Origin of the sequence: Anaerobacillus sp. CMMVII (assembly GCF_025377685.1) — a bacterium.
In the GTDB taxonomy this organism is placed as follows: Bacteria; Bacillota; Bacilli; order Bacillales; family Anaerobacillaceae; genus Anaerobacillus.
The window spans coordinates 298,719-312,491 of record NZ_JACEHK010000002.1; the positions used below are offsets into that span (position 1 = coordinate 298,719).

At 36.5% G+C, this 13,773-nt stretch carries 11 protein-coding genes and 1 riboswitch; of the genes, 7 read left to right on the forward strand and 4 right to left on the reverse strand.

The annotated features are described in order from the left end of the window. Positions 1-7: 7 nt before the first annotated feature. Both ytkD and H1D32_RS05570 read left to right on the forward strand, forming a co-directional pair. Positions 8-505 carry an RNA deprotection pyrophosphohydrolase gene (gene ytkD, locus H1D32_RS05565; RefSeq protein ID WP_314733352.1) on the forward strand — a complete coding sequence of 166 codons (498 nt, stop codon included), beginning with the start codon at positions 8-10 and terminating at the stop codon, positions 503-505. A 160-nt stretch (positions 506-665) separates the two neighbouring features. Beyond that, positions 666-1,043 (forward strand): spore coat protein, encoded by a 378-nt coding sequence (locus H1D32_RS05570; protein WP_261177217.1) that lies wholly within the window; start codon positions 666-668, stop codon positions 1,041-1,043. 43 nt (positions 1,044-1,086) lie between these two features. Here the strand turns inward: H1D32_RS05570 and H1D32_RS05575 are convergent, their stop codons facing one another. From H1D32_RS05575 to pckA, 4 genes are all read right to left on the reverse strand, one after another. Beyond that, on the reverse strand, positions 1,087-1,890 hold the full coding sequence (locus tag H1D32_RS05575; protein ID WP_261177218.1) for an ABC transporter permease: 804 nt from the start codon (positions 1,888-1,890) through the stop codon (positions 1,087-1,089). Beyond that, positions 1,871-2,647 carry an ABC transporter ATP-binding protein gene (locus H1D32_RS05580; protein ID WP_261177219.1) on the reverse strand — a complete coding sequence of 259 codons (777 nt, stop codon included), beginning with the start codon at positions 2,645-2,647 and terminating at the stop codon, positions 1,871-1,873. Before H1D32_RS05580 ends, H1D32_RS05575 begins: the two co-directional genes overlap by 20 nt. Before the next feature lie 134 nt (positions 2,648-2,781). Then, the gene (locus tag H1D32_RS05585; RefSeq protein ID WP_261177220.1) at positions 2,782-3,771 is read right to left on the reverse strand and encodes an ABC transporter substrate-binding protein; all 990 of its coding nucleotides are present in this window, start codon (positions 3,769-3,771) and stop codon (positions 2,782-2,784) included. A gap of 176 nt (positions 3,772-3,947) precedes the next feature. Then, on the reverse strand, positions 3,948-5,528 hold the full coding sequence (pckA, locus tag H1D32_RS05590) for a phosphoenolpyruvate carboxykinase (ATP) (RefSeq protein ID WP_261177221.1): 1,581 nt from the start codon (positions 5,526-5,528) through the stop codon (positions 3,948-3,950). A gap of 344 nt (positions 5,529-5,872) precedes the next feature. Then, positions 5,873-6,008: riboswitch (SAM riboswitch) on the forward strand. Between the two features lie 262 nt (positions 6,009-6,270). Here pckA and metK point away from each other — a divergent pair. The 5 genes from metK to glgA all read left to right on the forward strand — a co-directional run bounded on the left by metK (position 6,271) and on the right by glgA (position 13,727). Continuing rightward, positions 6,271-7,476, forward strand: a complete 1,206-nt coding sequence (gene metK, locus H1D32_RS05595; RefSeq protein WP_261177222.1) for a methionine adenosyltransferase — start codon at positions 6,271-6,273, stop codon at positions 7,474-7,476. Between the two features lie 405 nt (positions 7,477-7,881). Next, positions 7,882-9,903 carry a 1,4-alpha-glucan branching protein GlgB gene (glgB, locus tag H1D32_RS05600; protein ID WP_261177607.1) on the forward strand — a complete coding sequence of 674 codons (2,022 nt, stop codon included), beginning with the start codon at positions 7,882-7,884 and terminating at the stop codon, positions 9,901-9,903. Further along, positions 9,845-10,990 carry a glucose-1-phosphate adenylyltransferase gene (locus tag H1D32_RS05605; protein ID WP_314733370.1) on the forward strand — a complete coding sequence of 382 codons (1,146 nt, stop codon included), beginning with the start codon at positions 9,845-9,847 and terminating at the stop codon, positions 10,988-10,990. The genes glgB and H1D32_RS05605 overlap by 59 nt, the downstream gene beginning before the upstream one ends. Positions 10,991-11,003: 13 nt before the next feature. Next, positions 11,004-12,107, forward strand: coding sequence for a glucose-1-phosphate adenylyltransferase subunit GlgD (gene glgD, locus H1D32_RS05610; RefSeq protein WP_261177224.1), 1,104 nt, complete (start codon positions 11,004-11,006; stop codon positions 12,105-12,107). A gap of 189 nt (positions 12,108-12,296) precedes the next feature. Then, a complete protein-coding gene (gene glgA, locus H1D32_RS05615; RefSeq protein WP_261177225.1) occupies positions 12,297-13,727 on the forward strand; it encodes a glycogen synthase GlgA in 1,431 nt (476 codons plus the stop codon). Positions 13,728-13,773 lie beyond the last annotated feature (46 nt).

The following is a 13,773-nucleotide window of genomic DNA, read 5'->3' on the forward strand; positions in this document are numbered from 1 at the left end:
GAATGGAGTGTCAGTAGGTACCTTGGATAGTCAGGTTTTTTCATTTATTGATTTTTATAAAAATAAAGTAGAGTTTTCCTATGATGATCATCCGTTCTCGAACGACCCAAGACATGTCTGGGTTGTGTGTAAGTTTCAAGAAGAGTGGCTTTTAACTCGTCATGAAGATCGTGGAATTGAATTTCCAGGTGGTAAAGTTGAGTTGGGGGAGACTCCTGAAGAAGCAGCAAGAAGAGAAGTGTATGAAGAAACAGGCGGGGTCGTAGATACACTTACTTACTTAGGTCAATATCGTGTAACAGCAAAACAGGATCATATAATAAAGAACGTTTACTTTGCCAGGATTAAACGACTTGATGATCGAGAGCATTATTATGAAACAGTAGGACCAATATTACTTAAAGAGCTTCCTCCTAATGTAAGATTTGATAAAAAATTTAGTTTCATCATGAAAGATGATGTATTAACTTATAGCATGCAATGGGTTGTTAGCAATAGGAAATAATAAAAGAACAGTCTAGGTACTTCTCCAGGTACCTAAGACTGTTTTTTGGTTTTGTAATCCGATGATATCAAAATGAGTGATCTGCCCTATACATCTGTCCAATCAAAGAATGGACTATTACATAGGATACATTATCACGAGTTAAGGAGGAGCAAAAAAAATGAGTGACAACTTAAGTGTAAGTGCAGAACAAATGAATAAAGAAATTCAACTTTCTGAAGAGCTAATCCACATTATGAATTCATGTGATGTTCGCGTAAGTACAACAGATACAAAAGCAGCTATTTCGCTACAGGCATCCTTGCAAGCTGCGATTGCGTTAATTATTAGTATTTCTATTGCTGATAGTTCGCAAGCAGAAAGAATTACTCAAGACTTATTGCAAACAACAAAAACGAAGCAGCAAACGCTCCAGAAGATAGTTATTGATAATTCTCAAGGAGTTAACGTGACAACGACAGACACACAAGTTGCCTTAAACATTCAACTATTATTACAAATTTTATTAGCGTTAATTGTAAAGTTAGATATTTTATAAGACAACGAAAAAACGTACTAGTTAAATAACTAGTACGTTTTTCCTATCTCAAATGTTTGATTAGTCTTCGTTCAAGTACCTCTACAGCCTGATACATGATAGTCGCTAGAACAGCAATTACTAGTAAACTTAGTATGACTAAGTTAAAGTTAAAGACTTGGAATCCGTAAATAATCATATAGCCTAAACCTTGCTTTGATACGAGAAATTCACCAACAATAACTCCTACCCAAGATAAGCCAACGTTTACCTTCAAGGTTGATATAATTGTAGGTACGGTGGCTGGTAAAATGACGGATTTAAATGCTTGTGATTTTGTGGCTCCAAAGGTTTGCACAACCTTTATATAATTATCATCGACCCCCTTGAAGGCATTATAGACAACAAGGGTCGTAATAATAACAGAAATTAGTGCCCCCATGGCAATGATCGATAAATACCCTGGTCCGAGTCCGACAATTAGGATGGGTCCAAGAGCTATTTTGGGCATGGAGTTGAGCACAACAAGATATGGGTCAAAGACTCGTGATAAAAAAGGTGACCACCAAAGAGTTGCGGCGATCATCGTACCAATAAGGGTACCTAGAATAAACCCAGCAATCGTTTCGAATAAAGTTACCGTTGTATGGGTAAGTAGTGTTCCATCTTGGATCTTTTCTACAAACAACTTCCATACCCTTGATGGCATACTAAAAAGTAATGGGTCAATCCAACGCATTCTTCCTGATAATTCCCATGAGGCGAAGAAAAACACAAGAATGCTTAATTGGCTAATTCGAATTTGAATGCTTTCAATCCGCTTTTTTTGCTTATATTGATCATGTAATCTAGATACGTTCTTCTTCAAGACCTTCCAACTCCTTCCATATTAGTTGAAAGAGCTTTGAGTATTCAGTATGATTTCTTGCTTGAAACGGCGTGAGCTCTCTTAACAAATCGGGAACTTTAAAGATATTTTGAATTTTACCAGGACGTGCGGACAACAATACAATTCGATCCGACATGGCGATAGCTTCTCCAATATCATGTGTAACTAAGATTGCGGTTTTTCTCTGTTCTTTAATAGTTAGTGAGACAAGATCCTCAAGCTTTAGTTTGGTTTGATAGTCTAGAGCAGAAAATGGCTCATCTAATAAAAGGAGTTTAGGCTCAGTTGCTAACATGCGCACAAGTGCTACACGTTGACGCATCCCGCCTGAAAGTTGACTTGGATAATCATCTTTTTTATCTAGAAGCCCCATTTTATCTAGTAGAGTTAAGGAATAGCTTCTTGTCTCTTCATTTAAGATTTTCATAGTCCTTAGACCAAGTGTTATATTTTGTTCAATTGTTAACCATGGAAATAAATAATCCTGTTGTAGCATATAACCTGTTTTAGCTGATGGCCGCAATATTTGCTGACCCTCAATATTAATCTCTCCATCCGTCGGTTGGATAAGGCCTGCAATTAAAGATAGTAGCGTCGTTTTTCCACAACCACTAGGACCAATAAGGGAAACAAATTCCCCATTCTCAACGGAGAGCGAAATATCTTTGAGGGCGGTAGTTGCAGCTTCTTGTGAAAAAAATGTTTTATTGACATTTTTAATACTTACAATTGACAATGCAAAAACCCTCCCTTTTAAGTTGAGAGTTTTGAGTTTTGAGTGATGAGTTGTTCCTAAGGTTTGCTCTGAGGTTTCATCGAAGCAATACCACCACCAACTCAACACTCAACACTCTACACTCTACACTGAGGCTATTTAGTTACCTTCTCTGCAATCTCAGTATTTACAAGTTCACTATATTCAACTGTCATTGGTAATTCACCAGCTTGATCCATAATGATATGAAGGTTTTCCCAAGCTTCTTCTTTGATTCTTGGATTTGTAGCATAGGAGCCTTGTGATTTATAATTTTCTACAACGTTCTCAATAACTTCTAATGGTGTGTCATTAAAGAATGGTTCAATTGCTTTAGCGATCTCTTCTGTTGAGCTCGTTTGTACCCATTGTTGTGCTTTATATAAAGCTCTTGTAAAACGTTCTAGCACATCGCTATTTTTTTCAATATAACTCCTTTTTGCCATAAATCCAGTGTAAGGAACAGTTCCAGATTCTGCGCCAAAGGATGCGACAATATGACCGATACCATCAATTTCAAATTGTGTCGCTGTTGGCTCAAATAATTGTACAAAATCACCAGTTCCCGAAGCAAAGGCACTTGGAATGTTTCCAAAATCAATATTTTGAATTAAATTCAAGTCACCATGAGGATCAATCCCATGCTTCTTTAGTACATGTTCTCCGACCATTTGTGGCATCCCACCTTTTCGTTGTCCGAGAAATGTACTTCCTTTTAGCATATTCCAATCAAAGTTATCAATTGGATCTCTTGAAACAAGAAATGTCCCATCAGTTTGTGTTAAGGCAGCGAAATTAATTGGCGGATCATTTGCCTCTTGAGCATAAACATAAATAGAAGTCTCTGCACCTACTAAGGCTACATCAGCGCCATTTGCTAAGAGTGTGGTCATTGTGGTGTCGCCACCCCAAGTTGTTGTTAAATCAATTTCAATTCCTTCGTCTTCAAAAAAACCTTGAGAAATAGCTACGTATTGTGGGGCATAGAAGATCGATCTTGTCACTTCTGCAACACGTACTTTATCTGTGTCTGAACTAGATGAACACCCAACTAAAAACAAAATTGTAATAAAACTTAAAATAAATATTTTTCCTAAGCCTTTCATGTGAATTCCTCCTGATAATTGCAAATGTAGTATTTTGTGATGTGATAGTCTATGTGCATACGCCTAGAAGTGTGTTTAACTACATAAAAAAAGGAGGATTAAATTTATGAATTAACGGAAAAAAAGTGGCCGACAATTGTCAGCCACTTTTTTAGATGAATTATTAATTTAGATAATTATAGGGTAGGTCCAGCATTTCGTATTTCATCAGAAATTTGTGTAAACTTCTTGAAGTTTTCTTGGAATTTCTGTGCAAGCTCTCTAGCCTTGACTTCGTATGCTTCCTTGTCTTTCCATGTTTCTTTTGGCTGTAAAACCTCATCTGGCACTCCTGGGCAACGAGCTGGAATATTTAATCCGAAAATAGGATCAACTACCGTTTCAACATTATTTAACTCACCTTGGAGTGCAGCGTGTACCATTGCACGAGTATAAGCTAAATTCATACGTTTACCAACTCCGTATTCGCCACCGGACCAACCCGTGTTCACTAAAAATACTTGGGCACTGTGTAAATTTATTTTATTCCCTAACATTTCTGCATAGCGGTTTGCTGGAAGTGGTAAAAATGGTGCACCAAAGCATGTTGAGAATGTTGCTTCTGGACTTGTAACACCACGTTCTGTACCAGCAAGCTTACTAGTATAACCAGATAAGAAATGATACATAGCTTGTTCTTTCGTAAGCTTACTGATAGGAGGTAAAACTCCAAAAGCATCAGCAGTTAAGAAGATAATTGTATTAGGATGTCCAGCTACACTTGGGATCATTGAGTTTGGAATAAGCTCTAGTGGATACGCAGCACGTGTATTCTCAGTTAGAGTAGTGTCATCATAATCAGGCATCCGTTGTTCATCTAAAATGACATTTTCAAGGACTGAACCAAATCGAATAGCATTGTAGATTTGTGGTTCCTTTTCTTCAGATAGATTAATGCATTTTGCATAGCAGCCACCTTCAATATTGAAGACACCAGTGTTTGACCAACCGTGTTCATCATCACCAATTAAATGGCGATTAGGATCAGCAGAAAGTGTCGTTTTTCCAGTTCCAGAGAGACCGAAGAATAAAGCTACATCGCCTTCATCACCAACATTTGCGGAGCAATGCATCGATAAAACATTTTTTTCAGGTAATAGATAGTTCATAATTGAGAAAATTGATTTTTTGATTTCTCCAGCATACTCAGTTCCACCAATAAGGACCGTACGTTTTTCAAATGAAATGATGATAAATGTTTCTGATTTAGTTCCATCAACTGTTGGATCAGCTTTGAAGCCTGGTGCTGAAATAATCGTAAATTCTGCTTCGTGAGTAGCTAATTCAGCTGCTGATGGTCGAATGAACAATTGTCTTGCAAACAGATTGTGCCAAGCGTATTCATTTATTACGCGGATTGGCAGGCGGTAGCTTTTGTCTGCGCCAGCGAAGTTCTTCGAAACGAAAATTTCATCTTTCGTTTTGAGATAGGCAAGGACCTTTTTATATAAATTCTCAAAAACCTCTTTACTAATAGGTTGATTTACCGAACCCCAATTAATTTTGTTTTTCACAGAAGTTTCTTCAACGATGTATTTATCTTTAGGTGATCGACCAGTATATTTTCCAGTTGTAGCGCGAAGTGCACCTGTAGAAGTTAGAATTCCCTCTTTTCGATCAAGTGATCTTTCAACCAATTGTGATACCGATAAGTCGTGACAGATATTTGCACCTTTTAAAATATTATCCAGCTCTGTTTCATAACTAAGTGTACTCATTCGCACCAAAACCTTTCCTTATAAAAATTGTTATATTTTTTAATATATGCTGTAATTATGTTCTTTGATATTAATTAGTATAACACATTCAAATTAATAGTCTATACTATTTACTTTTTTTACTAATTTTTTTTTGTTTATTTTTAATCAATAAAGAAGCTAACAGTAGACAGTTGCAATTTTCTCAAGGAATTGAGCGATAGTATAATTCAAAAAATGTCACGTTAATGCTAGGTTAAATGTGTTATACAAAGAGGGATTGGTCTTCGACAAAATTAGCCAATATCAACGAAAAATGGTTGACATTGGATATCTTGTGCGATATGATATGAGCCGAACGGATACTCTTATTCCGAGTCGGTGGAGGGACAGGCCCGAAGAAACCCGGCAACCAACACTAATTTGTAAGCTTGATTAGCTTGCATATCACATTAGTGAAAAGGTGCTAACCTGCAAGACTGTGGTCTTGATCGATAAGAGGCGAAAGGCGGATAATCAAAACCTTTTCCTCAAGATGGAAAGGTTTTTTTCGTATGAGGGTTCTAATCATTGGTGAAAATAAAAACCAATGAAAAATGCCCAATGCTTAGTGTAAACATAGGTTCAATGGACAAGCTAAGTTTAATAAGGAAATGATTTGTTCTTTCATTAATCAAATTCTGTTGACTATTTAGTCAAAAGGGAAAATGAGTACCGTATCAAAGAAGAACATATCCTAAAATGGATAAAGGAGGTACAAAAAATGACAGAAAAGAAAACTCGTCGTTTATTTACATCAGAAAGTGTAACTGAAGGTCATCCTGATAAAATTTGTGACCAAATTTCCGATTCGATTCTAGATGCAATTCTAAGCAAAGATCCAAATGCACGTGTCGCCTGTGAAACGTCAGTAACTACTGGCTTAGTATTAGTTGCAGGTGAAATTACAACATCTACATATGTTGATATTCCTAAGATTGTTCGTGAGACTATTCGTGAAATAGGATACAATCGTGCCAAGTATGGCTTTGACTCTGAAACATGTGCTGTTTTAACATCAATTGATGAACAGTCACCAGATATTGCTCAAGGTGTTAACCAAGCTCTTGAAGCACGTGAAGGTTTAATGTCAGATGCAGAAATTGAAGCAATAGGTGCTGGCGACCAAGGATTAATGTTTGGCTATGCAAACAATGAAACACCAGAATTAATGCCTTTACCGATTTCTTTAGCACATAAGCTCGCTCGTCGTTTAACGAAGGTTCGTAAAGAAGAAATCTTACCTTATTTACGTCCTGATGGTAAAACACAAGTAACAGTTGAATACGATGAGAATAATAATCCTATCAGAATTGATACCATTGTTATCTCAACACAACACCATCCAGAGGTTTCTTTGGAGCAAATTCAACGCAACCTAAAAGAGTATGTAATTAAGCCAGTTGTCCCTGAAAATTTAATTGATGAAGAAACAAAATACTTCATTAACCCTACAGGACGCTTCGTAATTGGTGGACCACAAGGTGATGCTGGTTTAACAGGTCGTAAAATTATTGTAGATACTTACGGTGGTTATGCCAGACACGGTGGAGGCGCATTCTCTGGTAAAGATCCAACAAAAGTTGACCGTTCAGCTGCATACGCAGCCCGTTATGTTGCAAAAAATATCGTAGCTGCAGGATTAGCAGACCGTTGTGAAGTTCAACTTGCTTATGCAATTGGGGTAGCTCAACCAGTATCTATTTCTATCGATACTTTTGGAACAGGAAAAGTTTCTGAAGAAGTACTTGTTGAAGTAGTTCGTTCGAATTTCGATCTACGTCCAGCAGGTATCATCAAGATGCTAGATCTACGTCGTCCTATTTATAAGAAAACGGCTGCCTATGGTCACTTTGGCCGTACAGATGTAGAACTTCCTTGGGAATTCACTGATAAAGCTGCGGCATTAAAAGCTCAGGCATTAAATTAAATAATAAAAAAAGCTGATTCTTTTTCTTAGAAAAAAGAGTCAGCTTTTTTTATTAAAAAATGTCACAATTCTGTCACAATTTTTTGTCAATTAATCTCCGTTATTGCAAACGTTTCCTTTGTAGCTATGATAACAATTCTTCAATTTGGGATTTTTAATAAAAAAGAAAAACGTTATATTTTGTGATATTTTGTCACAAGGTTTATCTGAAAATTTGTCATGAATGTTATTAATATAAAGGTATCACATCTTGTTTCGTCGAAATTTATTAAAAGATTTTGATAATTCTTTTAATTGAATTTCATAATTGCCTTAACCGAGCGAAATCAATCTATATGTTGTTGCGAAAATAATGAATTGTGAAATGTATTCATTTAGAAATTTATATAAGAGGAGGAGTTTGTGATACCTACTGCAAAACTTAGTGATCACGACCTTTATTTATTTCATCAAGGTAGTTTGTTTAAAAGCTACACTTTCTTAGGAGCACATTTACATACTGTAAAAGGAAAAAGTGGTGTTCGATTTACTGTTTGGGCTCCTAATGCGGTCCAGGTCAATGTAGTTGGAAACTTTAATCAGTGGATTGGGAAAAACCATCGGATGACACGTATTACTTCGAATGGTATATGGACCACATTTATTGAAGGTCTAAAAGAAGGAGATTTATATAAATATGAAATAGAAAGCAACCTAGGTAAGGTTTTCCAAAAATCAGACCCCTATGCTTTTTACTCCGAAATCCGACCGAATACTGCCTCACGAATCACCTCTCTAAGTGGCTATAAGTGGAATGATGATAAGTGGCAGCAAAAAAAGAAGAAACAAAAACAGCGTATATATGAGGAGCCTCTTTCAATTTATGAAGTTCATCTTGGGTCATGGCGCTTAAATAAAGAGAAACAATTTTACACCTACCGTGAGCTTGCTCATGAACTTGTCGACTATGTGAGTGAAATGGGTTATACACACATTGAAATTTTGCCTATCTCTGAGCATCCTTTTGACAAGTCTTGGGGTTATCAAATAACGGGGTATTTCTCAGTAACAAGTCGCTATGGGACTCCAGATGATTTCAAGTACTTAGTTGATTGTTGTCATCAAAAAGGGATTGGTGTCATTCTTGATTGGGTTCCAGGTCACTTTTGTAAAGATGACCATGGATTACGTTTATTTGATGGAGAGCCGGTTTTCGAATATGAAAATCCGTTAATAGCTGAAAAAAAAGAATGGGGGACGTTAACATTTGACTTTGCTAGACCAGAGGTTGTCTCATTTTTAATTTCTAATGCTCTCTTTTGGATGGATGTCTATCATATTGATGGATTACGAGTCGATGCTGTTTCAAGCATGCTTTACTATAATCATGGCAAAAAGGGCGATGAAGAAGAAATACGCAATCAATATGGTGGGTATGAAAATTTAGATGCCATTTCTTTTATTAGAAAATTAAATGAAACAGTGTTTCACTATTACCCCGAGGCACTAATGATGGCAGAAGAATCAACGGCGTGGCCGAATGTGAGTAGACCTACATACCTAGGTGGTCTCGGATTTAACTTTAAGTGGAACATGGGTTGGATGAATGACATGCTTAAATACATGGAATTAGACCCAATTCATCGGAAATTTCAGCACACGTTAATCACTTTTTCTTTCCTATATGCTTTTACCGAGAATTTTATTTTACCGTTATCTCACGACGAAGTTGTCCACGGGAAAAAATCTTTACTAAACAAAATGCCAGGTGACTATTGGCAAAAATTTGCTAACTTGCGAGCTTTTTATGGGTACATGACAGCACATCCTGGGAAAAAGTTATTGTTTATGGGTGGAGAATTCGGACAGTTTGATGAGTGGAAGGAACTAGAAGATTTAGATTGGGAAGTTCTAGAATATGAAATGCATGGAAAGATGCATCATTTTGTTAAAACACTGAACCAATTTTACCTAAAAGAACCTTCGTTATGGCAGTTAGACCATCGACAAGAAGGCTTTGAATGGATTGATCCGAATAACTGTGATCAAAGCATTGTTTCCTTTATTAGAAGAGGTAAGCAACCCAAAGATGCTTTAATTCTGATATGTAACTTTACTCCAGTTGTTTACCATAACTATAAAGTTGGTGTTCCATATCTATCTGAATATAAAGAGGTATTTAATAGTGATTTATCCGAATTTGGTGGATCAGGGCAAGGAAATAGTGAGGTAATTCGAGCGGTTCCAGAGAATTGGCATAACCAGCCTCATTTGATCGAGATTACCATTCCACCCCTATCATTCGTGGTCTTTCGTCCTATTAATATTCCAATTTCGCATAATAAAGAGGAGGGTATACAAGTTGAAGAGAAAAAAAGAGTGCGTCGCAATGCTATTAGCAGGGGGAGAAGGAAAAAGACTGGAGTTACTAACGAAAAACTTAGCTAAACCAGCTGTTTACTTTGGAGGCAAGTATCGTATTATTGATTTTCCTTTAAGTAACTGTACTAATTCAGGGATTGATACGGTCGGTGTACTGACTCAATATCAGCCTTTAATTCTAAATTCTTATATTGGAATTGGCTCTGCCTGGAGTTTAGACCGTAAGCACGGTGGTGTAACTGTATTACCTCCTTTTCAAGCGCAAAATGGTGGAGATTGGTATAAGGGAACAGCCGATGCGATCTATCAGAACATTAACTTTATCGAACAATATAACCCTAAATATGTTCTTGTTTTATCAGGAGATCATATTTACAAAATGAATTATGCAAAGATGTTAAAACATCATAAACAAAAAGAAGCTGATGTTTCAATTTCAGTGATTGAAGTGCCTTGGGAGGAAGCGAGTAGATTTGGAATTCTAAATACGACGGAGGATTTAAGAATTCATACATTTGATGAAAAACCTGCAAATCCTCAAAGTAATTTAGCTTCAATGGGAATTTATATTTTCAATTGGGAACTGTTAAAAAGTTATTTAATCGAAGATGCACAGAATCCGCACTCGAGTCATGATTTCGGAAAAAATATCTTACCAACCCTCCTTCAAGAAGGAAAGAGACTTTATGCTTACCAATTTGAAGGTTACTGGAAAGATGTGGGGACCGTGGAAAGTTTGTGGGAAGCCAATATGGATTTACTAGATGACGATCCAAAGTTCAACTTAAATGACTCTGGTTGGAGAATGTATTCGGTTAATCCAAATCAGCCACCCCAATTCATTTCGAAAACAGCTAATGTTAATCGGGCGCTAATTAATGAAGGTTGTTTAGTAAATGGAACAGTTGACCACTCAATCTTGTTCTTTGGGGTGCAGATTGGTGAGGGGAGCATTGTAAGAGACTCTGTTATTATGCCTAATGTAAAAATTGGAAAAAATGTCATTATTGAAAAAGCTATTATCGGCGAAAACACGATTATAGAAGACGGTGCAATTATTCGAGCTGAGGTCGGTCAACAACGTGAGATCACATTAATTGGCGAGAATAGCCACATTAAGGCAGAAGATACAGTTCATACTGAGGTTTTTTAAGGAGGGGTAGTTAATGGAGATTATGGGAGTAATTAACTTAGATAATGAACAAGATTTCTTAAATGAACTTACCTATTTTCGGTGTGGTGCTGCTGTACCATTTGGGGGCAGGTACCGTCTAATCGATTTTGTTATTTCTAATATGACAAATGCAGGAATGACTGACATCGCTGTATTTACAAGGAAAAAGTACCGGTCTCTAATGGACCATCTTGGAAATGGGAAATCGTGGGACTTAGATACAAAATACGGGGGATTATTTATCTTACCACCAGATTGGAATGATCCAACAGATGTCTCGAAAGGTGACTTACAACATTTTCATAATAACCTAAACTACTTTTATCGCGGAAAAGCTGAATATGTCCTAATTTCCGGCAGTCAACATATTTGCAACATTAACTATCAAGAAGTATTTGAACAACATGTAAAAACAAATGCAGACGTTACGGTGATCTACAAAAAAGTTGAAATGCTAGAACCAGAGCATAGACAGTGCCAAAAATTAGAAACAACAGACGAAGGACGTGTTCTTAAAGTAACGAATGAGGAATATAACAACAATGTCTATATGAACATGTATCTTGTAAGTAAGAAATTGTTATTACAGCTACTTGAACATGGAATAGCACACGGTGCTTCTCATTTCTTTAATGATTGTATCGGGAGTGAATTGTCACACTTGAATGTGCAAGCATTCGAATATACAGGGTTACATTCAGTGATAAATTCTGTACCAAGTTTTTATAAAAATAATTTACAGTTATTAGATCCAGAATTTTATAACCAATTATTTTTCAGTGATCAAACAATCTTAACAAAAGTCAAAAATGAACCACCTGCAAAATATTTACAAGGAGCCAATGTTGAGAATTCATTGGTAGGGAACGGTTGTATAATTGAAGGCACTGTTGAAAACAGTATTCTCTTTAGAGGTGTAGTTGTCAAAAAAGGTGCCGTTGTTAAAAATTCAATCATCATGCAACGATGTGACATTCAGGAGAATACCTTGATTGAAAATGTAATTTTAGACAAAGATGTTACCCTAACTGAAGGAAAACGTTTGATTGGTAATGAGCAAATCCCATTTGTAATTCCAAAACAAAAGGTAATTTAGTTGAGTGAATGTCATAGTTACCTTAATCAAGCTATAACCAACTATATGTAGTTACGTAACTGCATATAGAACTTAATAGCGAAACTAATAAATTATGAAATTCATTTAGTTTAAATAAAAATTTAGAGAACGAGCGATTGATGCGTTCGTTCTCACTTTTGAATGATTTATAGAGGAGATGTTGGAGAAATGAAGGTCCTATTCGTTGCTACTGAGTGTACCCCTTTTATTAAAACAGGGGGACTTGCTGATGTTATTGGCGCTTTGCCGCGGGAACTTAATAAAGAGGGTGTTGATGTTCGTGTTGTTATTCCAAAATATGAAGCAATCTCTGAAAGCTTTAAAGAAGAAATGACGACAATTTCTACGAGCACAGTGCCAGTCGGCTGGAGAAACCAGTACCTTGGAGTTGAGATGCTCGTTAAAGATGGAATAACATTTTATTTTATCGACAACGAATATTATTTCAAACGAGTAGGTCTATATGGTTTTTTTGACGATGCAGAGCGCTTTGCCTATTTTAATCGTGCAGTGTTAGAAATGCTGCCACAAATTGATTTTCAGCCTGATGTGATTCATTGTCATGATTGGCAAGCAGCGTTAATCCCATTATTCTTAAAAACACATTATCATAATCATCTATTTTTCCAGGAGATAAAAACAATTTTTACGATTCATAATTTGAAGTATCAAGGTATTTTTCCAAGAGTGATCCTAGCAGAACTCCTTTCGTTAGGGGACGAGCATTTTGATGGGGTTGAATTTGATGGCTGTGTAAATTACTTAAAGAGTGCACTTGTTCATTCAGATTTACTTACAACTGTAAGTAAAACATATGCAGAAGAAATTCAAAACCCTTATTATGGTGAAAAGCTAGATGGACTATTGCGAGAGCGCAGCAACGATTTGTATGGCATTGTGAATGGTCTTGACTATCAAGAGTATGACCCAATGAATGATCCAAATCTTTCGTTTCCATTCCGCAGTGCAAAAGGCAAAAAGGTAAAAAATAAACGAGAATTACAAGAACAAATAGGTTTACCTGTGGAAGAAGATACACCAATGCTTGCAATTGTCACACGCTTAGTGGAACAAAAAGGTCTTGATTTAGTTACTCATGTTTTTGAAGAACTTGTCCAAGAAAATATCCAAATTGTGATATTAGGAACAGGTGACGAGGTGTATGAACAGTTTTTTCAGGATGCTGCTAGGCGCTATCCTGAAAAAGTATCTACCCATATTACGTTTAATGAAGGCTTTGCGAGAAGGATCTACGCAGCTAGTGATTTATTTCTCATGCCTTCCCGTTTTGAACCTTGTGGGATTGGTCAGCTAATTGCACTTCGTTACGCGAGTGCTCCTATTGTTAGAGAAACAGGAGGACTCGTAGATACAGTGACACCTTTTAATGAGGAGCTATTACAAGGGAATGGTTTTAGCTTTGCTAATTATAATGCCCATGACTTTCTGTTCACGATTCGTCATGCACTTTCTATCTATCAAGATCCGACAACATGGTCTGCATTAATCAAAAACATGACGAAGTCAGATAACAGCTGGAACAAGTCAGCACGGTGCTATGTTGACCTGTATCAAAGAGTTGCAGGGGGGATTAAATGAGTTTTCAAAATGAGAATAATAAATTGGTAGGATTAGAAGAATCTAG